This window comes from Mucilaginibacter sp. (assembly GCF_025362475.1).
Classification (GTDB): Bacteria; Bacteroidota; Bacteroidia; order Sphingobacteriales; family Sphingobacteriaceae; genus Mucilaginibacter.
Genome location: NZ_JANYGH010000007.1, coordinates 90803 through 116929 on the forward strand (window position 1 = coordinate 90803; position 26127 = coordinate 116929).

A 26127-nucleotide genomic window follows, 5' to 3' on the forward strand; every position below is an offset into this window, starting at 1 on the left:
CTAAGTCTTGAGTGTGCTCCGAAATCAAAATTTCGGATAAACCTTTATGGATACTATTAAACTTACGCCCTATTAAAAGCTTATAACCTATCTTCTTCCTCTTGTTTTATTAAAGCCCTTTTAGCTTCCCTAAGCCTGTTAAAAGCGGTAATGTTGGTTAATACAGCCAGTATAACAATTGGAATGGTAAATATCGATATGGTTTCAAATACATGGAATTTGATGCCTGGAACAAATAATTTATAATTACCTCCAATATACTGGGCTACAATTCCGCTTAATGCAGCACATAGGCCAATGGTAACTACACGCTCTGGCCTTTGCATTAAACCTCCTTTAACCTCAACGCCTAAACCTTCGGCACGTGCCCTCACGTAGCTTACCATCATAGAACCTATTAAGGCAATAAAAGCAGCTATCGAACTTAAAAAATAGTGGTGGGCAACCAAATAATAACAAATGCCCAGGAACATGATGAGTTCGCTGTAACGATCAAGAACAGAATCATACAGCGCTCCGAAGGTTGATTTCATATTACCCAAACGCGCCACCTGCCCGTCGAGCATATCAAATAAGCCTGCAAACAGTATTAAGCCACCTGCCCAGCCCACATAGCGCAAATCGCCACGGTTACCTTCTTCGGCACCTAAAATAAATATTGCGGCTACGCCTACGTTTAACACAAAGCCAATTGATGTAACTGCGTTTGGTGTTAAACCAACCTTGATCAGAATTTTTACAACGGGATCAATTACCCTGTAAATACCTAATTGCAGGTTTGTTCTGAGCGATATTTTCTGTTCCATCTTTGTAATAGTTTTATGTTACAAAATTAAAAATCAAATTTAATCCTTACACGGAAGCCCCATGAGGAGATATCCGGATGATCTAAATAATTTAACCTCTTAACAAAATCAATTCGTATAAATTTAAATATATTTTCAACACCAACGCTACCTTCCACGTAAGGTGTTTTACCAAGCGTATAAGTAATAGGAACGCCATTGCCATCAATTGGAAACTGATATAACGACGGATGGAGGTTTGGATTGTTTTGATCACTTAAACCACCATACAAAACTTTTGCCGAAAATACTTCGCGCCACTTTAATTTTTTGAACAAAGGTACTTTATTAAAAAAGAAACCCATAAAGTGCTGATCTATCCTGAAGCTCGCGTATTTATCACTCGCAAACTCCAAAAAGTTCATTAAGTTGTATGAATCAATATCATACGCATATGTTTGGTTGGCCTGGTGAATAGTTAATAATGGATACGGTACCGAACCAAACGTTTTACCGCCGCTTAAATTAACATCGGCATAGCCCAGCTGCGATTCATAAACACGCTTATCAATACGTGCATCTAGTTTTTGATAGCCGTACTCGCCGCCTAACAAGCTTTTTACAGCTGCAGTATATTGTAATTGAAAAGTTGGGTATTTATTTGGTATAGGTATACGGTAAATTTTGCCCTGGTAAAATTCTTCATGCGGTGCATAACGTAACCCGGCAGTAAACTGCGTGGTGGTAAGGTCATGAACCGAATTTGGCTGTCCGTTTAAAATATTGTTAAAATAGAGTGAGCCTGCAGGTTCCTGTGTCCATCTGTTGAAACCGGCACTATATGAAAAGTGACTTTCAAATTCGTGTACATAATCTATCTTGTAGTTATCATTGTACAGATATTTATCATTTACACCACGTTTAAATGATAGCAATAAATTGTCTTCCTGAACAAATTGCAGGTTTAACCCCGGAATTTTGGTATCCCGCTGAAAGCTTGCCCTGATATAATTTTGAGGGAATTTGTAAATTGATTTTTTGTTTAAAGAGTACGTACCGCTCAGGAAATATTTCCAGCGTTGATCTTTAAAACCGTAGGCGGCATACGTTTCAAAGTAATAACGTTTGCTCAATTCCGGCGTAGTACGGCCACCAAATCTTAATTTTAATCCTTCTACAGGGTTAAAGCTGTAAAATGTATTCGCGGGGCCAATTTCAAACTTACCAAAGCCCTTGTAGCCTGCAAGTAGCAGGGTGGCAATATCAACGGTACGCTTAAAGGATGGCATGTTTTTTAAGCTGTCGATGTTTTTGTAAACCTTTGATTCGGCAGTTGTTAAAGTATCCAGGCGGTTTTGTGCCCAGAAAGCTTCACTCCGGTTGCGTGCTTCATCTGATGCTTCTTCTGATTGCTTGGTATATGCTGTATCCGGGCGGGGCTTGTTTACAATGTAATTGCCGAAGGTTATGGTACGCATACCAAATAAACTGCTTTTGGCATCTTTTTTTGATGCGCCAAAATCGGCAGTGGTATTGCTCTTGCTTAAGTGGTAACGGCCATCAGGGTTTTGTTCAAAATCAAGGTCGACCTGGATCGATCTGATGAAGTTGATATTGATGTGCTTATTTACTAATAAGGTAGCTTTTTGAACCGCATAATTACCATCAAGCGTTATATAAATACTTCCCTCAAATAATACATCATTGCTATTGCGGGGCGTAAAACTTAATTGAACCAGTTTTTGGTTTTTACTATCAGTAATTGTATCAGTGATAAAGAACTTATAATAATTAGGAGAGTTGTTTGATATCGGGCTTAAAAATTGGCTTGTGATCAGGAAAACATTGTTATCGTAAATATCAACCTTGCCATAAAGGTGTTTAAAATATTGCGCTAAACCAGCGTTATCAACCGCGGGGCCAAAGTTTACATTTTTTTCGCCCAAAATTATCTCCCGGTTTTTTTCCGGATTTTTGCGGTAATAGTTTTGCAAAATTTTCTCGTTCAGGAAAATAGGGAGTATTGATTTACCCGGCACGGAGGTGCTATCCCGGTTATCTAAAATGAACTTATACTTTCTGAAAAACTTACGGTCAGAAAACTGTGCCGAAACATTGGCAGCGCCAAACATCATTTTATCATATTCCCTATACTCTACATAGTCGTAGTGTTCGGGGCGGTTTTTCTCTTTATTTTCTATAACCTTACGAATCAATTCAACCGCGGGGTTATCCTTGTTGCGGTATTTAGGCTTTTTACCGGCTTTAATATTAACCTCGTTCAGTTGCTGAGCCGAAGGGAATAGCTTTACATTGATAACTTGCTCTTTACCGGGTACAACTGCTAAAAAAGCATCTTTATAACCTAAAAACGATATTTTTATTTGTTTGTATGAAAGTTGGTTTGTTGAAAGGCGGTACTTACCATTATTATCAGTGGTGACACCTGTAGTGGTGCCGGTAAAACCAACCACTACGTATGGGAGGGTTTGTTTATTGCTTGCATCAGTTACCGTTCCCGTTATTATAGTAGTTTGGGCAAATAATGATGTAGCAGATAAAAGAAATATTGAAAAGAATAAACTTTTGTAAAATTTTTTAAACTCCATGTACTTTATGCAATTATGCAGATACAAACTTTTTTTGATTGATAAATAGTAACCAGCAACCTGAACACTGAAACCCCTTTTGATTGCTGATATTGTAAATTATCAGTCCAAAATTATAGATCGATCAATCGCTTAGCACTTTTCTATCCAGTCGATCTGTCTGGTGATTCACCTGCTTTTTAGCACGTTTCCTGCACCCTTTACAACCTTTAAACATGGCCTGTAACCGCGTTTCAAAGGTAAAAAAAATCCCTACAGACTAATGTGGTCAAAAAGTCAAATATTGCCTACATCAGTTGCAATGCCATTTACCTTCAAATAAATTACCTTTAAATTATACTAATGCGCAAACGATACTAATTAATTTATATTATAACTTTTGTTGAAGGTAATATATGCAAATTACGTAAAATGTTGATTTTTAGATGTGATTATTAAGTTCGGGTGCAATTTTAAGTAAAATGATATGTTTTACAGCTATAGACAGCTGTAATTTAACAATTATTAACAGCTTAACTTAAAGGATATTGTTAACTAAAAAGTATGTTTAAATAAAACAGCCGCACCAGGTGATAAATCCCAATGCGGCTGTTTTTGTTTTATGGTATTTTATTATGCCTCTTCGGCAAACATATCATCATAGTAATCTAAACCAAGGTGGGTTATCAAATCCTCGCCCATTAAATAGCGGAGGGTGTTTTCTAACTTAATCAGCTGTTTAAATATATCATTTTCAGCATGTAAGCCCGGTGCAGTTTGCGGCGATTTCAGGTAGAAGGATAACCACTCCTGTATGCCACTCAGGCCGGCTCTTTTTGCAAGGTCGCTAAATAAAGCAAGATCAAGCGCTATAGGAGCAGCCAGGATTGAGTCGCGGCAAAGAAAGTTAATCTTGATTTGCATTTTGTAACCTAACCAGCCAAAAATGTCAATGTTATCCCAGCTTTCTTTGTTATCGCCATGCGGCGGGTAGTAGTCGATACGGATTTTGTGGTAAATGTTACCATAAAGTTCCGGGTTATCTTCTGGTTTAAAAATATCTTCCAGTACGCCTAATTTTGACACTTCTTTGGTTTTAAAGTTATCCGGATCATCCAATACCAAGCCATCGCGGTTACCCAGGATATTGGTAGAGAACCATCCACGTACACCCAATGAACGTGCAGCCAAGCCGGGGGCTAAAACTGTTTTCATTAAAGTTTGACCGGTTTTAAAATCTTTACCGGCGATAGGGGTTTTGGTTAGTTTAGATAGCTCAATTAAAGCCGGGATATCAACTGTTAAGTTAGGGGCGCCGTTTGAAAAAGGTACACCTAATTTTAAAGCAGCATAAGCATATATCATACTTGGCGCTATCAGTTTATCATCATCCTTTAGGGCTTGCTCAAAAGCTGCAAGTGATTGGTGGATAGCCGATGCTTCGTAATAAATTTCTGTTGATCCACACCAGATCAATACAACCCTGTCAAGTCCGTTTTTTTCTTTGAAGTTTTTAATGTCCTCCATTACCTGTTGGGCAAGCTCATAACGGGTACCGGTTTTAACATGGGTGCCAATAAGGTTTTTGGCGTAGTTATGGTCAAAAGCCGCCTTCATAGGCACAATGGCTTCCAACTCGGTTTTTACGGCGTTTAATAAAGAGGCATCAAGCACTTTAGCGTTTGATGCAGCTTCAAAAACGTTATCTTCATAAACATCCCATCCGCCAAAAACAACATCGTTTAATTGCGCAAGCGGAACAAACTCATTAATTTTAGGGTTGCGGTTTTCGGTTCTTTTGCCTAAACGGATGTGTGCCATTTGTGTAAGGGAACCAATTGGCTGCGAGATGCCTTTTTTTACAGCTTCAACGCCGGCAATCAATGTGGTGGCTACTGCGCCTAAACCAGGGATAAGTATACCCAGCTTGCCTTCGGCAGGAGAAATTTTGATTTTCATTGTAATTATTTATTGTTTTAATTGTTGTTTCGTGGCCAAGCCGCTACTGGGCTTTACCGGTTTTTCTTGCTTGTTTTAATATGAAATATAAACTGTGTCAGTTTATGCTAAGTACTTGATTTTAAAGTCACTTAAACGTTTAAGTAAATGATTTTAGTTTCTCTTTTTGTCAATTTAAAATATTCGTTTTTGTAATGATTATTTAATTACAGTGCTACAGCCAGTCATTGGCTCTATACCATTTCAGCGTTTCAGTTAGGCCCTTCTTTAAGTTGTAGGCAGGATAGAACCCAAGTTCTGATTTTGCCTTTTCAATATCAACAGACCAGTTTACGGCCATAAGCTCGTTTAGCTTTTCTGAATTTAAGATAGCAGCTTTATTGGTCAAATAACTTACTTTTTCTGATACCAACGCTATTATTTTTATAAATATTACAGGCAAATGAAATTTGATGGTTTTTAAGCTCAGTGCTTCCTTTGCTAAATTAGCTAACTCATATTTGCTGTAAAAATTGCCATCGCTTAAATTATATGCTGTAACATTCCAGTCATACAATGATTTTATGGCTGCTTTTGCAACATCTTTAACATATATAAAGGTGAGCTTTTGCTCGGCACTGCCCATGTAAGGTTCAAGGCCACGGGTAAGCTGCTTAAAAAATATGAATATGCCAGTATCCCGCGGGCCGTAGATGGCAGTAGGGCGTAAAATGGTATAACTTAAGTTTTGTACGGTTTTAAGTTGTTCTTCGGCCAATAGCTTGCTTCGGCCGTAAGCTGTTACCGGATTGGGCTTTATGTTTTCACTAATTGTGCCCACCAATGTTTTAAGCGGGCCAAGTGCAGCAAGGCTGCTGATGAGCACGAATTTTTTTAGATTGATATCTGCCTGTGTGGCCGCCGATGCCAGGTTAAATGTATGAGTGGCATTAATATGGTTGTACGCTGCCTCTGATTTGGCTGCTGTAACACCCGCGGCATGAATTATATAATCGGGCTTCATATCGGTTAATTGTTGTTTTAGGACAGAAAGATCATTATAATCAAGATTTATAAACTTGATGTCAAAATGTTTCAAATGATCTGTCTTGCTGCTTTTGCGCACTGCGGCATACACCTCGAGGTTGTTTTGTAACGCTTCCTCAATAATGTGAAATCCTGCAAACCCACTTGCCCCGGTTATTAAAACCCGTTCCCTCATATCGCTTTCTGGTATAACCTGTATTTTTTGTACGGATCGCCTTTAATCGCTTCAATTGCGCGGTTCACCATTTCATTATGTTCCAAAGTCCATCCGGCTTCGGCGTGTTTAAAACCTTTAGCTTTGTACTCGCGAATGATGGTGCCGTATAAACAAGCTTCGATGCCCATTTTACGGTAGCCATCTACCACACCTAAAGCATAAATGCGAATGCTTTGAATGCTTTTTTTGCCAAACAGTAATTTGAAAATACCTGTAGGCAATAAGCGACCGCGTTTTATTTTTTGAAAGATCTCGTTATAGTTGGGTAAGGCTAAACCAAAGGCGACTATCTTGCCATCCTGCTCGGCAACCAATGCGAAATCGGGGTCGAGGATCAGCTTAAGATCTTTGGCCAGGTAATCAAACTCATCATCTGTTAATGGTACAAAGCCGGTATTTTGATCCCAGGCCGAGTTGTATACCTCGCGCAGTTTAATGGTTTCTTCTTTGAAGTTTTTAAGGCTAACCTTGCGGATGATGATGTTATTGCGTTTTAAGCGTTCCTCCAGGGAGTTTAACAACCTTACCGATTTATCGTCATATGCCTGCCCATCCCAATGCCAGGCAATCAGGTCGACATCTTTATCCAAACCATAGCTTTCTATCAGCTTAGCATAATAGGGCTTGTTGTAGGTTTGCATTAAAAACGGAGGGCTATCAAAACCTTGTATCAGTAAGCCACAGGGTTCATTGGTGCTAAAGTTTACCGGGCCTAATAATTTGCCGGTAACACCTTTATCTTTAAGCCAGCCCGTAACCACATCAAACAGCAGGTTTGAAACTTCAGTATCATCTACACAATCAAAAAAACCAAAAAAGCCATCGTTCTTTTTATTGTATTGGTTGTGCGCGTTGTTAAGGATGGCGGCTATCCTGCCAACTATCTTACCATCGCGGTACGCTAAAAGAGGCTGTACTTTATTGTGCTTATGAAAAGGGTGTTTGGTTAACAAATCGCGCTGGGCTATGAACAGCTCGGGAACGTAATTTGGGTCGCCCTCATACAAATCATGCGGAAAATCAATAAAGGAGGCCAATTCGCTTTTTGAACTAACCGTTACAATTTTTATCATGAGTAGTAGTGTATACTAATTGAATGCCCTTGGGCTATATGAACGTAAAAGTCCGTGTGTATAGGCTTGTTTTGTTAAACAGCAGCCAAATATACACCCGGACATTTTATTAGATTATTATATTTTTTCTTTAACAGAAGTAACGCCTACTTCTTTAAATGCTTTTGCAAGTTTTTCAACGGCTTCATCAATTTGTGCAAATGTATGAGTTGCCATTAATGAGAAACGCAGTAATGATGAATCTGAAGGAACCGCAGGTGAAACTACCGGGTTAACAAAAACACCATCGGCCTGTAATTGCTTGGTTACAAGGAAAGTTTTTTCGTTATCACGTACGTAAATAGGTAGTATCGGGCTTTCAGTAGGGCCAAGGTCAAAACCTTCATCCAGTAACAATTTCATGGCATAATTGGTATTATCCCAAAGTTTCTGGATTCTTTCCGGCTCCGTTTCAACAATATCCAATGCTGCAATAACGCTGGCAACAGATCCCGGCGGCATACTTGCGCTAAACATCAGTGATCTTGCACGGTGCTTGATGTAATCAATAGTATCCTTATCGCTGGCAATAAAGCCACCTAATGATGCCAGTGATTTACTAAAGGTACCCATAATAAGATCAACATCATCTGTAAGGTTAAAGTGCGAAGCGGTACCGGCACCTTTGTGACCAATTACACCAAGGCTGTGCGCATCATCAATCATGATGTTGGCACCAAACTGATCGGCAAGGGCAACTATTTGCGGTAGTTTAACAATATCACCTTCCATGCTGAATATACCATCAACGGCAATGATTTTCACGGCGTCCTCTGGCAATAAGGCCAGTTTGCGTCGCAGATCATTCATATCGTTGTGAGCATATTTGATTACTTTGGAAAACGAAAGCCTGCTGCCATCAATGATACAGGCATGATCATACTCATCTAAAATGATATAATCATTACGGCCGGTAATGCATGATAGTACACCCAGGTTTACCTGGTAACCAGTGCTGAATAGTACGGTGGCTTCTTTCCCAACATAGTTGGCAAGCCTGTTCTCCAGCTCGATATGGATATCGAGCGTACCATTTAAAAAGCGCGATCCGGCACATCCTGTGCCGTATTTATCAATTGCCTTTTTTGAAGCTTCCTTAATTTTAGGGTGATTGGTAAGGCCTAAGTAGGAGTTAGAACCAAACATTAACACTCTTTTGTTATCTATTAAAACTTCAGTGTCCTGAGCAGACTCAATAGGCCTGAAATAAGGATACAATCCCTTTTCCCGGAGCATATTTGCAACCTGGAACTCGGCGATCTTCCCATGTAGTTTTTTAACCATGTATTAACTCTGCTTAAATTTTGCGTAAAAATACCATGAATAAGCAAATAACTTATACGGTAAGTGTAATTTTTTTAAAAATAGCTTATCATTAGTTTAACCTAACAGGTAAAGCTGTGCTCATATCACATGGCAAATTAATTAATTTTTTTGTTTATTTCGCACCTAATATTTTCATTTTTTTGTAAAAACGAGAAATTCATAGGTTTTTGCCACGCTTTTATATAATTTACGTAATATTTTGGTGGTTCACAATATTTTGTTGATATTAATCACATATTCGCACGTCCCCTGTGTAATTGTATAAAACTATAACGATTTTGTTTTTTAGTTCATGTCGGTTTACATTGACATCTATTTTCTACAGCATGAAAAAACTAAAGTACCTATCCCTCTTAACAGTAATCAATTTAACATTAATTTTACATTTGCCGGTTTTTGCGCAAGGTGGTGCTGATACTATTGGTGGGCCGGTATCGCTTAAACAGGCAGTTGATTACGCGTTGCGCAATCAGCCGGCAGTACGGCAGGCTTCTATTGATGAGCAAATCAATGAGCGCGATATCAGGATAGGGCTATCAGGTTGGCTTCCGCAGCTTAACTCATCGGGTATATATAACTACTATTTTAAGGGTAACCCGCAGGCAGGCGCATCAGGTGCAAACATTCCGTCAAACAGTGGCAGTATCCGTAACCTGTCAACACTGGGTGTTACCGCATCGCAGGTATTATATAACAATGATGTATTCCTGGCTTCAAAGGCATCCAGATACTCGCGCGAGTATTATAGGGAGAACACACTGAGCACGCAGATATCGGTTATATCAGATGTGAGCAAAGCTTTTTTTGATGTTTTGTTATCGCAAAAACAACTTGACATAACCAACGAGGATATCACCCGGTTACAACGCAGCTTAAAGGATGCCACCAACAGATACCAGGCCGGAGTATCTGACAAAACAGATTATAAGCAAGCCACCATCGCCCTGAATAATTCATTAGCTACACGCAAGGCAACAGAAGAATCAATAAAAAGTAAAACGGCCTATTTAAAACAGATCATGGGTATTGGTGGCGAAAAGCCATTAACACTGGCATATGATTCAACGCGGTATGAACAGGAAGCTTCTATCGATACCAATCAAACGCTGGATGTAAATAACCGCATTGAATATAGGTTGCTGCAAAGTTCAAAAGCACTTAAAAATTTAAATATTAATTATTACCGCTACGGTTTCCTGCCTTCAATATCCGCGGTTGGCAGTTATAATTATGCATACTTTAATCATGATTTTAACAATCTTTATAGTAATGCCTATCCAACAGGCTACGCGGGCCTTTCTTTAAGTTTGCCCATTTTTCAGGGTGGTAAGCGCCTTCAGAATTTAGCCAAAGCAAGATTACAGGTTGAGCGTACCGATCTGGATATAGTAAACACCAGGAACAGTATCAATACAGAGTATGTGCAGGCTTTGGCCAGTTATAAAAGCAATTATACCAGCTACCGGCTGGTAAGGGAAAATGTTGATCTGGCAAAGGATGTATATAAAATAGTAAGTCTGCAATACCGCGAAGGTGTTAAAACCTATCTTGATGTTATTGTAGCACAATCAGACTTGCGCACTGCCGAACTGAACTATTATAATGCCTTGTTCCAGCTGCTGGCCAGTAAAATTGATCTGCAGAAATCATTGGGAACATTAACTGTACAATAGCTATACGATCACGCTTTTTTTTAATAAGAACTCAAACAAACAAATCACTATAATGAAACACAGATATATATATTGGTTGGCCCCCGCGGTATTATTAACATGGATGTCATGTGGTAAACCCGGAAAAAAGGGCGCCATACTGCCACCAACACCGGTTGCAATTGCCGAAGCCAAAACCGCCCAGGCGGTATATTATGACAGTTACCAGGGAACAGTTGTATCCATCAATACAGTTGAACTGCGCAGCCAGGTTCCTGGTTTTGTAACGGGTATCTTTTTTAAAGAAGGTGATGTTGTTGAAAAGGGTAAGGTGCTTTATGAAATTGATAAACGTAAATATGATGCGGCTTACCAACAGGCCCAGGCCAGTGTTTTAAGCGCCCAGGCCAATTTGATAAAAGCGCAAAAAGATATTGACAGGTATAATATGTTGTTAAAAAACGATGCTATTGCCCGTCAAACGGTTGACCAGGCTACGGCGGTTTATGAAACCAACAAAAGCCAGGTAGCGGTAGCCAAAGCGGGGCTTGCTTCGGCTGCTACCGATCTTTCTTATGCTACCATCAGGGCGCCGTTCACGGGCCGGATAGGGATTTCGCAGGTAAGGCTGGGTACACAGGTTGCTGTGGGTACCACCCTCATGAATACCATATCTGCCGAGCATCCTATTGGTGTGGATGTAGTAATTAACGAGCAGGATATTAACCGTTTTTACGGCCTGCAAAAAACAAGCAGCGATACCACTTTTAAATTGCGGTTGCCGGATGGTACCACTTACAATAAAACAGGTAAAGTTTTAGCTATTGATAGGGGGGTAAGCAGCGGAACCGGAAGTGTTAAAGTAAGGATCCAATTCCCAAATGAGGGCGATGTGTTGAAGGATGGTATGAGCTGCGTTTTACAGGTGCTCAACGAACAGTCTGGTAACAGGGTACAAATACCTAATAAAGCGGTAACTGAGCAAATGGGAGAGTTTTTTGTTTTTGTGACCAAGGATACTACAGTTAAAGATACCGCCCAGGATAAAAGTATAAAAGACAGGCGTGATACCATTGCCAAACAGATAAAGGTAAAGCTTGGTCCGCGTGTTAATACTGATATTGTTGTTATGAACGGTATTAATGCAGGCGACAAGGTGGTAACCGATGGTTTTCAACGTTTGCGCGATGGGGGTAAGATAACTCTTGGTTCTGGCGCGCCACCGCAAGGCGCTGCACCTAAAAAATAAGTTTGTTATAAAAAAAGAGAATTTAAGCGAGTAGCGGGGGCAATTCCCGAAAAACTTAATTTAAAAAAGAATGATCGCAGATACTTTTATACGACGACCGGTTACCGCAATAGTGATCTCCATAGTGATTGTAATTGTGGGTATACTGTCAATGACCAGCTTACCTATTGGGCAATATCCTGATATTACTCCGCCAACAGTATCTGTTACCGGAACCTATACCGGTGCCGATGCATTAACGGTGGAGCAAACTGTTGCAACCCCTGTAGAAGTGCAGGTAAACGGTGTGCCGGGAATGACCTATTTGCAAAGTAACAGTAGCAGTAACGGCCAAATGAGCATGACTGTGAACTTTGATGTAGGTACCGATATTAATATAGCAGCGCTTGATGTGCAAAACCGTGTGGGTATTGCATTGCCAACTTTACCGCAGGAGGTGCAGCGTTTAGGTATGATTGTGCGTAAACGTAACCCCAGTATATTAATGCTGGTGGCCATGTACGCGCCTAAAGGCAGCCACGATGTTACTTTTACTGATAACTATACCAACGTTTTTATAAAGGATGCCATATTACGTACCAAAGGTGTGGGCGACGTAGTTACACGTGCCGATGATTTTAGTATGCGTATATGGCTTAATCCTGATAAGCTGGCATCGTTGGGGATGACCGCCGGTGATGTTACCGCGGCATTGGCAGAGCAAAATGCCCAGGTAGCCCCTGGTACAGTTGGCGCCACACCCCAGCAAAAAGCGCAAACCTTTGAATATTCTGTACTGGTAAAAGGCCGCTTAAGCAAACCCGAAGAGTTTGGTAATGTGATAGTGAAAACGGTGCCAAGTACAGGTGCAATTGTACATTTAAAAGATGTTGCACGTATTGAATTGGGTAAATTCAATTACTCTGGTAATTCATTTGTTGATGGAAAAAGGGCCTCTTACTTATTGGTATACCAGGCGCCAAACAGTAACTCGCTTGAAACTGCCGAAAATGTATATGCCACTATGGAGGAACTTAAGAAAAGCTTCCCGGCTGATATTGATTATGTAGTGCCTTTTGAAGCGGTAACAGTTGTAAAGGTATCCGTGAGCGAGGTGGTTGATACACTCGTTATAGCATTAGGGTTGGTTATTGTGGTGGTATTTTTGTTTCTACAAAACTGGCGTTCTACACTAATCCCGGTTTTAGCCATTCCGGTTTCCATTATCGGTACATTTATATTCTTTATCCCACTTCATTTTACTATTAATACGCTTACGCTATTTGGTTTTGTACTGGCCATTGGTATTGTGGTTGATGATGCCATTGTGGTGGTTGAGGCTGTACAGCATTATATGGATGAGGAGGGCATGACTCCACGGGAAGCCACGGAACACGCCATGCGCGATATATCGGCGCCGGTAATTGCCATTGCATTAATATTAGCCGCGGTGTTTGTGCCGGTAGGGTTTGTGCCCGGTATAGTTGGGCGTCTTTACCAGCAGTTTGCTATCACCATTGCTATATCTGTATTGATCTCGGCTTTTGTGGCACTTTCACTAACGCCTGCACTGTGTACATTACTGCTTCGCCCGCATAAAATTGATGAAAAATCAAAAGGACTCAACAAATTCTTCTTTGTGTTTAATGAGTGGTTTACCCGCCTAACCGGCAGGTACCGTAAAACAGTTGATTTAGGTATAAAAAATTCAAAGTTCATCGTTATTATACTGGTGGTTATTATCATAGGTACCATCCTTTTATTCAGGGGTAAGCCATCAGGTTTTATTCCGCTGGAGGATGATGGCCGTGTTTATATCACCTATGATTTGCCCGAAGCGTCATCAACGGTAAGAACGGTTGATGTGCTGCACCAGATGATGAAAACCCTGGATAGCGTTCCCGAAATTGCACATTACGCGGCATTGGGCGGATTGAACGCCATCAGTTTTGCCAGTAAGGCCAATAGTGCTACCATGTTTGTTCAGCTTAAACCCTGGGACGAACGTAAAGAAAAATCGCAGCAGATAACTGCTCTTGTGGCCAAGCTTACAAAAAAACTGGCCCGGTTTAAAGAGGCTAATGTTATTGTAATTCAACCGCCTGCTATACCTGGTTTGGGCAGCACCGGTGGCTTCTCGTTTATATTAGAAGAAAAACAAGCGGGAGGCGATATAAAGGTTTTTGAAAAAACACTGAAAACGTTTGTAGGCGAGATTAATAAACGGCCCGAAATTGCCAGGGCATTCACCTTTTTTACCGCGAGTACACCAGCCTACCAGTTAACTATTGATAGAGAGAAGGCTAAAAAATTAGGCGTTTCTATAGCTGATGTTAACAGCGCCCTGCAAACTTATATGGGAAGTACCTATATAAATGATTTTACCATCTATGGGCGAAACTTTAGGGTGCTTGCACAGGCTGATACCGCTTACCGGAGTAATATCGGCAATATTGGGCAGTACTTTGTGCGTAATCAATTTGGTACCATGGTGCCGCTAAGTACTCTAACTTCATATAAAGTTATTGAAAACTCGCCGTTGATAGCCCACTATAACCTGTTCAGGTCGGCGGAGATCAATGGGAGTACAAGGCCCGGTTATAGTAGCGGTGATGCCATTACAGCTTTGAAAGAGGTTGCTGCAAAATCATTACCACAGGGTTTTGGTTATGAGTTTTCTGGCCTTAGCCGTGAGGAGTTATTATCCGGCTCAAAAACGGTTTATATTTTTGCCCTTTCCATAGGCTTTGTATTCCTTTTCCTGGCCGCACTGTATGAAAGCTGGTCAGTTCCGTTTTCAGTACTGCTTGCCGTGCCTTTAGGAGCATTTGGAGCTATCCTGTTCTTAACATTCTGGCCCGATTTAACCAATAACGTATACGCGCAGATAGGTTTGATAACGTTGATAGGTTTGGCGGCAAAGAATGCTATTTTGATAGTGGAGTTTGCCAAAGAACGTGTAGATAAGGGTATGAACCTTGAAAAAGCTACTCTTGAAGCGGTAAGACTGCGTTTACGCCCCATCATTATGACCTCGATGGCATTCATATTGGGAGTAGTGCCATTAATGATAGCCTCAGGAGCGGGTGCCGAAGCCAGGAAAACCATTGGGTGGACAGTGTTTGGCGGTATGCTTGGAGCTACCTCCCTTGCCATATTTATAGTGCCGGTTTTATATTATGTAATTACCAAATTTGCTTATGGTAAAGATAAACTGGCCGAGATGGAAAAAAACTACAAAGCTGATCCAAAACATGATTCGCACTTATAATATCGATTTATAAAAACAAAAAAAGAGAGGTAAAGCCTCTCTTTTTTTGTTTTTGGCAAGCCATAAGTCCAAATCGCGATACCCTTATTTTATAATTTTTAGCCAAAATCCTACAAAAATCTTCAATTGCGTACACTCCCTGTACTGTGTAGGTTCTGTTTTTCTGTACATTAATTTGATGTTAAATTAGTTTCAATAAATAGTATATAAATATCCTTTTAATACAAAAAACAATATTGATAATCAATATTTAAGCTGAAAACCTGCTTAAAATAAAGGGTACAAAACAGGGTATTCAAATGGTCATGCCAATCTCACAAGCGTTAAATATTGTCATAATGGCAAAGTATTTGTAAAGGAGGTATCAATACAATGAAAAAATTGTAGAGTTAATCTAAAAATTACAACTATGAAAACAATGACAAAAATTTTAGCAAGTGCTTTTACAGCAGCAGCTATATTTATCGGGACAAATGTTAAAGCACAAACTACTCCAGCTAACGCTCTTCGTTTTGGTGTAGGTTTAGAGACAGGTATACCAACAGGTAATGCCCATGACGGATCGAATTTTGAACTTGGTGGTACTGCTCGTTTGCAATATGGTGTAAATAAAAATGTTGCATTAACACTTACTTCGGGTTATTATAATTTCTTTGGTAAAACTTATTCTCAATCTGTAACAACCAGCACAGGTACATCAACTGTATCATTTAAAGGCAGGTCACTTGGAATGATCCCGGTTAAGGCTGGTATTAAAGCCTTTGTTTCTGATGGTTTTTATATTTCAGGCGAAGCGGGTGCAGGATTTGAAGTACATCCTACAGTAGCCGGTGGTACTAAAGATACCAAACTTATTCTTTCTCCTGGTTTAGGTTATGCAACCAAATCATGGGATGTAGGTGCACGTTATGAAAACTTCTCTGGCCAGGGTAACAACTACGGCCTGGTAGGTTTACGTATAGCTTACGGTTTCGGTTTATAATATTCCAAAACGCTAATAATAACAAAGCCCCTCGTCATGATGATGAGGGGCTTTGTTGTTATTATCTGAACCGGAATTTACAGAATTATCGAATTAGCAAAATTCTGATTCTGACATCTACGCCAGTTTCCCAAGCGCTTCTTTAATCCTTCTTACAGCTTCAATCAGTTTATCCTCAGCGGCAGCATAAGAGATCCGGATAGAAGTAGGATCGCCAAATGAATCGCCGCCAACGGTGGCTACGTGAGCTTCTTCCAACAAGAAAATGCTCAGTTCATCAGCATCCTTAATTGTTTTGCCGTTATAGCTTTTACCAAAGAACGAGGTAACATTTGGGAAAAAGTAAAACGCGCCATCGGGCAGGTTTAATTTAATACCATCAATTTCGCTCAATAGTTTATACACAATGTCGCGGCGTTTTTTAAAGGCGGCACGCATTTCAAGAACTGATTCCAAACCACCTTCGTAAGCGGCAATACCGGCACGTTGGGTGATAGAGCAGGTTCCGGAGGTTATTTGTCCCTGCATTTTATCGCAGGCAGTTGCAATCTCTTTATTGCTTGCGGTGTAACCAATTCTCCAGCCGGTCATGGCAAATGCTTTTGACCATCCGTTGATGATTACCACGCGATCTTTTATATAATCAAACTGAGCTATTGATTCGTGTTTGTCAATATAGTTGATGTGTTCATAAATCTCATCGCTCATGATATAAACATGAGGATGTTTTTCAAACACTTTGGCCAGGCCTTCCAACTCATCTTTGCTGTAAACACTGCCAGTAGGGTTACATGGCGATGAAAACATAAATAATTTGGTTTTCGGCGTAATGGCTGCCTCTAATTGCTCGGGAGTAATTTTAAAGTTTTGTTCAACAGTAGTGTTGATGAAAACACTTACGCCTTCGGCAAGCTTAACAACTTCACTGTATGATACCCAGTAAGGAGTAGGGATGATCACTTCTTCGCCCGGATTTACCAAACATAATACCGCGTTGGCAATAGCCTGCTTGGCACCTGTGGAAACTACTATTTGGCTAACATCGTAATCAAGATTGTTTTCGTTCTTTAACTTGGCAACAACAGCCTTACGCAGTTCGGGATAACCTGCTACCGGGGTGTAGTAGGTAAAGTTTTTATCCATGGCCTGCTTTGCAGCTTCCTTTATGTGTTCAGGGGTATGAAAATCAGGCTCGCCAAAGCTAAGACTGATCACATCCACGCCTTTTGCGGCAAGTTCACGGCCCATCTTGGCCATTTTAATCGTTTGTGATTCGGACAGATTATTTATCCGGTTACTTAATGCGCTCATATAAATTATGTTATCGCGGCAAATATAGAAAATAACTTTACTGCTACTTACGCTTGTTATTTATAAATTTGTCGCCTTATTCAATTTGCTTTGAAGGAACAGAAAAGGATCATATTAATTTCGTTGATAACGGGTATTGTGTTGATGATGGCAAAGTTTGCCGCCTACTTTTTAACCGCCTCCAATTTTGTACTAACAGATGCAGCCGAAAGCATAGTTAACGTAATAGCCAGCTCCTTCGCTTTTTTTAGTATTTACCTTTCTTCGCTGCCGCGAGATGAAAACCACCCTTACGGGCACGGTAAAGTTGAATACTTTTCGGTTTTTATTGAGGGAGCGCTTATAGGTATTGCTGGGGTTATCATCATCATTAAATCAGCCTACAGCGTATTTTATCCCAATATTATTCATGATCTGCTCATCGGTGCGGCCATCATCGGCGCTACCGGCGTTGTAAACGGTGCTTTGGGTTACTATATGATTCATAAAGGCAAGGCGCTGCATTCCATTACTTTGGATGCTGATGGCCGCCATTTGCTTGCAGATATGGTAACCAGCAGTGGTTTGGTGGTTGGTTTAATGCTGATTCATTTTACCAGCATCCTATGGCTGGATAGTGCCTTATCTATTTTAGTTGGCTTATATATAATATATAGCAGCTATAAGCTGATCCGTAAATCAGTAGCGGGATTAATGGATGAGGCCGATTTTCAGGTGGTAAGGGATGTGGTTAAAGTTTTAGGCCATCAACGCCGGGATGCCTGGATAGATGTACATAACCTGCGCGCCCAGAAATACGGTAACGAATTGCATATAGATTGCCACCTTACGCTGCCAAATTATTTTGATTTAAATACAGTGCATACCGAAGTATCACTGGTTGATAAAATGATTAATCAGGAGGTTGGTATAAAAACCGAACTGTTTATCCATACAGATCCTTGCGTACCAAATTGTTGCCACTATTGCAGCATGCCCAATTGCCCTATACGCTCGGAGGCCCAAACAGAAACTATTGAATGGACCCTGGATCTTGTTGTACGCAATAAAAAACACTTTGAGTAATGGCAGGTTATTTTAATGTACGTGTTTATGGTTTGCTCATTAATGATGATAATGAGGTGCTGGTGAGTGATGAGCAGGAGTACGGCATGCGCTTTATCAAATTCCCTGGTGGAGGATTGGAATTGGGAGAGGGATTAGCAGACGGATTAAAGCGTGAGTTTGTAGAAGAATGCGATTTGCAGGTAGAGATCATCGATCACTTTTATACAACCGATTTTTATGTGCTGTCGGCATTTAATAACTCACAAATAATCAGTGTTTATTATAAAGTTAAAAGTATCAGCCCTATCAACTTCACCATAAAAACGGTGGAGTATGATTTTGATGGAGAGGGTGACGTATTGCAGGCCTTTAGGTGGGTGAAACTTGACGATCTGTATCCCGAACATGTAACCTTCCCGGCTGATAAACGTGTGGTAGAATTATTAAGAGAACAATTATGACTTTACAGGAACGGGATTTAAAAGTAATATGGCACCCATACACCCAAATGAAAACTGCCGCGCCGCCTATTCCTATTGTGAGGGGCGAAGGGGCTTTGTTGTTTGATGAAACGGGGAAACAATATATAGATGCCGTATCATCATGGTGGGTAAATATCCATGGGCACGCGCATCCTTACATCGCTAAAAAAGTTGCCGAGCAACTGCAAAAGCTGGAGCATGTAATTTTTGCTGGCTTTACGCATGAAGGCGCCGTTGAACTGGCCGAGCGTTTATTGGCTATTTTGCCCGATAATCAGCAAAAAGCATTTTACTCAGATAATGGCTCAACAGCTATTGAAGTGGCCATTAAAATGTGCCTGCAATATTGGCTAAACAAAGGCGATCAGCGTACAAAAATACTGGCCTTTAATAATGCCTATCACGGTGATACCTTCGGCGCTATGGCCGTGAGCGGCCGCAGCGCGTTTACCAAAGCTTTTGATAGCCTGCTGTTTGAGGTAGAGTTTATTGATACACCAAATAAGGAAAATATAGATGATCTTAAATCTCATATCTCCAATCTGAAATCAGAATTAGCCTGTTTTATTTTTGAGCCATTGGTACAAGGATCAAGCGGAATGCTGATGTACGAAGCAGAGTATCTGGATGAGCTGATGGCCCACTGCAAACAGGAGGGGGTGCTGATGATAGATGATGAGGTATTTACCGGCTTTGGCAGAACAGGGAAGGCATTTGCCTGTAATTACCTGGAAACCAAGCCCGACATCATGTGTTTTTCCAAAGGCTTAACCGGCGGAACTATGGCCCTGGGTTTAACAACCTGTACCCTGCAGATCTACGATGCTTTTTTATCGGACGATAGATTAAAAACCTTGTTTCACGGGCATTCATTTACAGCTAACCCTATTGCCTGCGCTTCGGCTTTGGCAAGTTTAGATCTCTTTCAGCAGCCGGATACTGAAGCCAATATTCAACGCATTGTAGCTGCGCACGCTCAGTTTGGTAACAAGATCAAACATCACCCTAAAATAAAAACCGTAAGGCAAACAGGCTCCATTTTAGCTATGGAATGGGAAACCGGGGATAATACATCGTACTTTAATTCGCTGCGCGATAAACTATATCATTACTTTTTAGCTGCCGGTATTATACTGCGCCCGCTGGGCAACGTAATTTACATTTTACCCCCATATTGCATTACCGACGATGAACTGCAGTATGTTTACAATAAAATAGAGCAGGCCCTTCAAGAACTATAACATGATGTTAAATAAACTTTTACCTCAAATAATAGCCGACAATCAGTTACACTCACGGTGGTTAAACACGCTGTCGCTGATGGAAAATACCGGTGCGCGCAAGATCTCGGCAAGTGAAGATCCGCTGACGGTGACTTATATCATCCTGAAACATGCTGCCGAGGAGCATCGCCATGCCTTCTATTTAAAAAAACAGCTGGAAAAAACGGGAGTTGAATTACCAACCTATGCTGCTGAATACCTGCTGGCCCCCGGTTCAAGCAAATATTATTTAAACCAGTTGGATATTGATGTTTGCCGGTACCTTAAAACCGAGTTAAACCTTACCGGTGCCGAACTTCGCTTTGCCGCCTACCTGCTGGTAACTTACGCCATTGAAGTACGTGCTGATGAACTTTACCCTATTTACCAGGCTGCCCTTGACGAAGCTGGCAGCAAAGTGAATGTAAAATCAATCATCCTGGAGGAAGAAGGCCACCTGGAAGAAATGCTGAACCAACTGCACAAATTCTCGCCCGACTGGGAAAAGCACGCCAATAAAGCTGTCGCGTTTGAAACCAGGTTATTTAATATGTGGGTAGAGCAGTTGGGGACTTCGCTGAAGTAAAGCGCCGGAATCAGAATTTACAGAATTTGAAAATCCACAGAATTTCTCATCATTCTGCTCATTCTAAAATTCTGTAAATTCTGATTCAGACAGTTAATAACCCATATACTCCGTATACACCTCCTGCAAAAATGCCTTGCCATATAACAATGCCCTTTCAGTATCTTTTTGATCGGCATTTTTATTACCGGTATAAACTATCCTTTTGCCAGAGTTATCATAGGATACCGTTTGCTGAGGCATCATAAAACAAAAACCGTTATCCCAGTTAAAAAAAGCAAAATCGGCCGTGCCGGGGTTAAGCAAATCTTTTGACCATTTAAATTGCTTATGGGGCAGATTCAACTGCGCAAACAGGGTGGCGGCAATATCTGTTTGACCTCCTAATTTGCTGATTTTTTTGCCGCGGTATGCTGGTTTTATCACATCGCCAAAAAATAAAAGAGGGATATGGTATTTTACCGGGTTGTAGGCCTCTGATATATTATGAGGCAGGCGATGGCCATGATCGGCCACTAAAATGAATAGCGTATTTTTATACCAGTCCTGCAGTTTGGCCTGCTCAAAATAAGCGTTAAGGCATGAGTCGGTAAAGTAAGCGGTACTCCTGAATTTGTTGCTCGCGTCTCCATCCTTATCGTCTTCAGGAAAATGCCCTTTTACGGGTAATATAAAAGGTTCGTGATTGGTTGAAGTTTGCAGGTATGTAAAAAAAGGCTGTTTTTGCTGTTGCGCGTATTGCAGATGCTTAGTTAACAGTAGATCATCATATACACCCCATTGGGTTTTAATCTGGCTTTTGGTAAAGGTAAGCTCATCGGTAATTTGATCAACCTGGTGGCTTTTCATAAAGGTGTTAAAGTGCATATAGCTGCTTTTACCACCATAAAAGTATGATGTTGCGTAACCGGCATTTTTTAAAGTTGTAGCTATGGCCGGCAGTTTTGCCTGTTTCAATGTATCCGAAACTATGGTACGTATAGCTTGCGAGGGGAAGCCACTCATAATGGAGATGATACCCTTATCAGTACGATCTGCAGAGGAGTAAATGTTATTAAACAGGATGCCGTTTTTAATGAATTTTTCAAAATTTGGAGCAACACCTTTATCGCCTCCTAATGATTCAATAACATCCGCGGTATAACTTTCCATCTGGATGATCACCACATTGGGATGATTGGTGGTTAATATCCTTAAGGTGCTGTCGTTTTTAACGTTGTAAGCTTCTGCTACTACTTGTGTTGCACTGCCCGGTTGCAAAAAAAGGAAAGGATTGTATGGCGTACGCAAATTTTCAACCACATTATTAAACAGGTTCCACTCGGTATTGAGGGCAGCCTGGTTCAGAAACTCATGGTCGGAAAAATAGGCCGAGTTTTGGTTTACAGGTACGGATTGAAGACCTCCCCGTATCAGCAGGAAATTAAAGAACAGCAGCAGGATAATAAGCACCGCTTTAAGCCGGGGTTCAATCTTAGGCTTTTTAAACTGGTAGTCAATTATCTTGTTGGACAGCAATATGCCGGCTCCTAACAATGCCAGGCAAATAATAATACATCGGCCAACCGGAGACGATCCCGAAGAGGCCAGTGCTTCTGAGGGCGCATTGTACAGTGATGCAAATACCCTGAACACAACTTTGGTGCCCCATTCGCGAAATATATTGAAGTTAAGCCCTGTATTTAGCGAGATGCAAAACAGGCAAAACCAAACATATACTTTAAGCCAAATGGGTTTTATATATGATTTTGGGAAACACCAGTTAACAATAAATACCAGTAGGGGGATGGCGCTGATATATGCCGCTGCGGATGCATCAAGCCTTAGGCCATAGTAAAAGGTTTGCAGTATTTCGCCCAAACCGGCTACTTTAAGTTTAGGCAGAAAATATAATTCAAATGTTACCCTGGTTATTGCAAAGAACAATATCCAGAACACAAAAAATCTGATTAAACTAAAAAGGTTTCTTAACATAAGGGGTACAAAAGTAGTACTTTAACCCCAATGTTAAGAAACCTTTAATGAATAGTTAATGAAGTGGATTATCTTCCTCCACGCATCGCTTTCAAATCATCCATGGTGATCTTTTCAAAATCAGCAGGAATGCTAAATGTGCCTGCAGGTACTTTCTGCTCGGTTACACTTTTTACAGTAACCTCGGTTGATCGTCCTTCGCTAAATGAAGTATACTGAACTGGGAAGCCGCCAACACCCGCGTAATATTTTGCAATACCTGCCAATGGGATTTCCACATCATTGGTAACCCATATATCATAAGTTTTGCTGGTTTTTGAATCTGTAGCTACTACCTTTTTGCAGTTAAAGCCCGAGATTACTTTAGTTTCGGTGCTGGGTGCAAAGGTAAATTTAGGCATACCCGCTATTGCCTGGTCAATATCATCGGGGCTGGCTATCGCTGCTTTTTTGATGTTTGCAACAGCAACATCAACTAATATCACCATCGATTTGCTATTTGCGTCGGTAATGATCTTGATATTGGCCGGGCCATTTGAAAAAGCAAACGCGTTTGAATCGGCCCTGAAATAGCTTTTAGCGTTTATTTGTTGCCCCATCATTGATGTAGTAAAGTCAACTACGCCTTCGGTGTATTTTTTTTGTGCGCTTGCACTCATGGTGGTTGCGGTAAGGGCCAAACCCAGGGCAACATTTAAAAATTTTATCCTCATTTTTTTAGTTTGATTAATACCAATTTACTTGTTTTTAGTTAAAAGACAAATTTATCGGCGTTTAGTTTAATGTTGGTAATTAGATGCTGTTATTAATGAAATGTTACGTTTTAATATTTGGCACTTTATATGCAAACGTTTTGCTTCGCTTTCAAACTTAACAATAGTTTGGTTGCTGTTGCTGCCATCAATTACAAGCATTTGGTAATCAAAGTACTTGTTGATTGCAAATAAGCTTGAATGCGGATTGCCCGTTATATAAAGAAAATTGGTTTTTAATTTTTGTTGTAAAGGCTGGTTTTGTAATTGCTTATCAAATATAATTATTCTTTTATCGTAAAACTGGATAAGAGCGCCCTGTTTTTTTAAGTAAGGCAAACCGATGTTTTGATTCGGTTTTATAATTTGAGCATCGTTTACCTGCGTGCTATCCAGGTATGGCCTTACCGAATAATTGAAGTTTCTGTCTGTATCGGTAAGGTTGGTTAATATAACCGCGCTGTTGCCGCTTTTAAATACAATGCCGGTGTTTTTACGCAGGTTTAAAAAGGCTACGGAATTAGCAGTTTCGGCACGGTATTTTTTTATGCTGATACTGGTACAAACCAGCAGCATGCAGACTATCGCCAGCTTTATCAGCCATGATTTTTTATCATACAAAAAGTAAAACAGGCTAATGATAATGATATAAAGTAACAGGTACTCGGGTATGGTTAGCCATATTTTACTGATGCCTGCAAATGGGGCATGTTCTATTAAGGTCAATGCCTTATTCATGAACAGTATGGTTTGCTCCAATACATAAGCTAATGCACCCGATAGCATCGGTACCCACGAAAACATAAGGTAGGCAATTCCACTATACATAATAATAGTGGTGGGGATAATGATAAGCAAGTTGCTGAGTAAAAAATAAACCGGGAACTGGTGAAAATATAGCGCGCTCAATGGAAAAGTTATCACCTGTGCCGCTATAGATATGGAGCAGGCTGCCCAAAGCTTATCGGCCCATTTGTTTTTAAACTCAAACCATTTATACACCAAAGGCTGCAAAATTACCAGGCCTGCCACGGCGAGGTATGAGAGCTGAAACCCTACGTCAACAATAAAAAGCGGATTATAAAGCAACAGTATAAATGCCGATATAGCCAGTATATTAAGCATATTGATGTACCGGGCATAAGTTTTACCTATAATAACCATACTGATCATTACGGCGGCCCGGCAAACTGCCGGCGAAAAGCCGCTGAGCATAGAGTAGTACCAAATAAGCAGGATAATGATGCAGGCTTTAATATGCCTGCCATAACGGTAAGTGTTTAAAAAGCCCAGCACCCATTGCAGCAACAGGTATATTATAGCCACATGCGCCCCCGAAACAGAAAGCACATGGATGGTGCCTGTTTTTGAATAAGCCTGCAAAATATCATTGCTTAAATCGGCTTTGTAGCCCAGTATCAGGGTTGATGCCACGGCAATAGCTTGCTGATCATGCATTTGCCCGCGAAATTTGATCACCATTTGTTGCCGCAACCTGAGCGAAAAGGCGATAAGCGGATTACCCGTATCATGTTTTATTACGCGGTACATGCCCGGGTATAAAAACGCCTGGTAGTAAATGTTTTGATGCGCCAGGTATTTTTTATAGTTGAACTCGCCCGGATTAAACGGTGGGTCAATAGCATTATACTTAGCAGGTATCAGCAGCTCATCGCCATATTGCAGCGCTATTGATGCACTATCTTTTATAGTGATAAGCAAGGTGCCATTAGTTCCCGTAGCTTTTTTATAGTTGATGTTTTGCTGTACCGATGCTGTAAACCTCAACAGTCCGTTTTTAAGTTGCGGCTCATTGGTGATCTTGACCACAAAATACTGGGCGGCCGACTTTGAAAAATGGCGTTCATTAGCCAGTTCGTTATAATTAACAGCGCTGATGCAACCTGCGGCAAGTAAAACAAAAGTCATCAGCAAACCGCCCAGCCAGCGCGCCTTGTAAATAGCAAAACGTTTATAGGTTAAATTGAGGAAGATAAAGACTAAAGCGAGTCCGATAAAAATGCCCCAAAGCACAGGCAAGTAAGCAGCCTCAATAAAGCTGATACCTAAACCAATCCCCAGCAAAAACGGCAGGAGTAATACAACAAACGGAACCTCGCCTTTATGATTTGCGATCATTTATTTGGTAGCAAGCAATAAAGATATGTTTTAGGCCCGTACCTACAACTGGTCGCGCACTTCGAGCAGGAATTTTTTTATATTTTCAAGGGAATCAATAACGCGTTGGTTCTCGCGGGTATCGCCCATGTTATTTTTTAGATGATCTTTAGCCCCGTTAAGTGTATAGCCTTTATCGCGGATGAGGTGAAAGATGATCTTGAAATTTTCAAGGTCTTCGGGTGTAAAATAGCGGTTGCCTTTTTTGTTCTTTTTGGGTTGCAGTACATCAAATTCCTTTTCATAGAAACGGATCAGCGACTGATTCACATCAAACATGGCCGATACTTCGCCCATGGTATAATACATCTTGCTTATCTCGCGGTCTTTGTAAGGCATATGCAAATGTATTCTTTTGATTTCGAATTTGGGATTTTCGATTTCGGATT

At 40.7% G+C, this 26127-nt stretch carries 19 protein-coding genes; 8 read left to right on the forward strand and 11 right to left on the reverse strand.

Annotated features, from left to right (window positions below):
* Positions 1-80: 80 nt before the first annotated feature.
* From Q0R88_RS03600 to Q0R88_RS03625, 6 genes are all read right to left on the reverse strand, one after another.
* On the reverse strand, positions 81-806 hold the full coding sequence (locus tag Q0R88_RS03600) for a CDP-alcohol phosphatidyltransferase family protein (protein WP_295712371.1): 726 nt from the start codon (positions 804-806) through the stop codon (positions 81-83).
* 26 nt (positions 807-832) lie between these two features.
* Positions 833-3394: a DUF5686 family protein gene (locus Q0R88_RS03605; protein ID WP_295712373.1), complete on the reverse strand. Its 2562-nt coding sequence runs from the start codon at positions 3392-3394 to the stop codon at positions 833-835.
* Between the two features lie 612 nt (positions 3395-4006).
* Positions 4007-5332 carry an inositol-3-phosphate synthase gene (locus Q0R88_RS03610; protein ID WP_295712374.1) on the reverse strand — a complete coding sequence of 442 codons (1326 nt, stop codon included), beginning with the start codon at positions 5330-5332 and terminating at the stop codon, positions 4007-4009.
* A gap of 214 nt (positions 5333-5546) precedes the next feature.
* Complete coding sequence (locus tag Q0R88_RS03615; protein WP_295712377.1) at positions 5547-6533, reverse strand: NAD(P)-dependent oxidoreductase; 987 nt, start codon at positions 6531-6533, stop codon at positions 5547-5549.
* Positions 6530-7648: a GNAT family N-acetyltransferase gene (locus Q0R88_RS03620; RefSeq protein WP_295712380.1), complete on the reverse strand. Its 1119-nt coding sequence runs from the start codon at positions 7646-7648 to the stop codon at positions 6530-6532. The genes Q0R88_RS03615 and Q0R88_RS03620 overlap by 4 nt, the downstream gene beginning before the upstream one ends.
* 117 nt (positions 7649-7765) lie before the next feature.
* Positions 7766-8971: a pyridoxal phosphate-dependent aminotransferase family protein gene (locus Q0R88_RS03625; RefSeq protein ID WP_295712383.1), complete on the reverse strand. Its 1206-nt coding sequence runs from the start codon at positions 8969-8971 to the stop codon at positions 7766-7768.
* A gap of 368 nt (positions 8972-9339) precedes the next feature.
* Here Q0R88_RS03625 and Q0R88_RS03630 point away from each other — a divergent pair, with 368 nt between their 5' ends.
* The 4 genes from Q0R88_RS03630 (at position 9340) to Q0R88_RS03645 (ending at position 16146) form a co-directional block, all read left to right on the forward strand.
* On the forward strand, positions 9340-10686 hold the full coding sequence (locus tag Q0R88_RS03630) for a TolC family protein (RefSeq protein ID WP_295712386.1): 1347 nt from the start codon (positions 9340-9342) through the stop codon (positions 10684-10686).
* 52 nt (positions 10687-10738) lie between these two features.
* Positions 10739-11914 (forward strand): efflux RND transporter periplasmic adaptor subunit, encoded by a 1176-nt coding sequence (locus Q0R88_RS03635; RefSeq protein ID WP_295712388.1) that lies wholly within the window; start codon positions 10739-10741, stop codon positions 11912-11914.
* A 70-nt stretch (positions 11915-11984) separates the two neighbouring features.
* Positions 11985-15164: a multidrug efflux RND transporter permease subunit gene (locus Q0R88_RS03640; RefSeq protein ID WP_295712390.1), complete on the forward strand. Its 3180-nt coding sequence runs from the start codon at positions 11985-11987 to the stop codon at positions 15162-15164.
* 409 nt (positions 15165-15573) lie between these two features.
* Positions 15574-16146 (forward strand): hypothetical protein, encoded by a 573-nt coding sequence (locus Q0R88_RS03645; protein ID WP_295712393.1) that lies wholly within the window; start codon positions 15574-15576, stop codon positions 16144-16146.
* Between the two features lie 117 nt (positions 16147-16263).
* Here the strand turns inward: Q0R88_RS03645 and Q0R88_RS03650 are convergent, their stop codons facing one another.
* On the reverse strand, positions 16264-17457 hold the full coding sequence (locus Q0R88_RS03650) for a pyridoxal phosphate-dependent aminotransferase (RefSeq protein WP_295712395.1): 1194 nt from the start codon (positions 17455-17457) through the stop codon (positions 16264-16266).
* A gap of 90 nt (positions 17458-17547) precedes the next feature.
* Here Q0R88_RS03650 and Q0R88_RS03655 point away from each other — a divergent pair, with 90 nt between their 5' ends.
* From Q0R88_RS03655 to Q0R88_RS03670, 4 genes are read left to right on the forward strand one after another with little or no spacing between them, the layout of a single operon-like run.
* Positions 17548-18522, forward strand: coding sequence for a cation diffusion facilitator family transporter (locus Q0R88_RS03655; protein WP_295712397.1), 975 nt, complete (start codon positions 17548-17550; stop codon positions 18520-18522).
* Positions 18522-18965 (forward strand): NUDIX hydrolase, encoded by a 444-nt coding sequence (locus Q0R88_RS03660; RefSeq protein WP_295712399.1) that lies wholly within the window; start codon positions 18522-18524, stop codon positions 18963-18965. Before Q0R88_RS03655 ends, Q0R88_RS03660 begins: the two co-directional genes overlap by 1 nt.
* A complete protein-coding gene (bioA, locus tag Q0R88_RS03665; protein WP_295712401.1) occupies positions 18962-20227 on the forward strand; it encodes an adenosylmethionine--8-amino-7-oxononanoate transaminase in 1266 nt (421 codons plus the stop codon). Before Q0R88_RS03660 ends, bioA begins: the two co-directional genes overlap by 4 nt.
* A gap of 1 nt (position 20228) precedes the next feature.
* Positions 20229-20834: a hypothetical protein gene (locus Q0R88_RS03670; protein ID WP_295712403.1), complete on the forward strand. Its 606-nt coding sequence runs from the start codon at positions 20229-20231 to the stop codon at positions 20832-20834.
* 93 nt (positions 20835-20927) lie between these two features.
* Here Q0R88_RS03670 and Q0R88_RS03675 read toward each other — a convergent pair whose 3' ends face one another.
* From Q0R88_RS03675 to Q0R88_RS03690, 4 genes are all read right to left on the reverse strand, one after another.
* Positions 20928-22808: an LTA synthase family protein gene (locus Q0R88_RS03675; protein WP_295712407.1), complete on the reverse strand. Its 1881-nt coding sequence runs from the start codon at positions 22806-22808 to the stop codon at positions 20928-20930.
* Between the two features lie 68 nt (positions 22809-22876).
* Positions 22877-23521: a DUF4412 domain-containing protein gene (locus tag Q0R88_RS03680; RefSeq protein ID WP_295712410.1), complete on the reverse strand. Its 645-nt coding sequence runs from the start codon at positions 23519-23521 to the stop codon at positions 22877-22879.
* 66 nt (positions 23522-23587) lie between these two features.
* Positions 23588-25699 carry a ComEC/Rec2 family competence protein gene (locus Q0R88_RS03685; RefSeq protein WP_295712413.1) on the reverse strand — a complete coding sequence of 704 codons (2112 nt, stop codon included), beginning with the start codon at positions 25697-25699 and terminating at the stop codon, positions 23588-23590.
* A gap of 42 nt (positions 25700-25741) precedes the next feature.
* Positions 25742-26077 carry a MerR family transcriptional regulator gene (locus tag Q0R88_RS03690; RefSeq protein ID WP_295712416.1) on the reverse strand — a complete coding sequence of 112 codons (336 nt, stop codon included), beginning with the start codon at positions 26075-26077 and terminating at the stop codon, positions 25742-25744.
* Positions 26078-26127 lie beyond the last annotated feature (50 nt).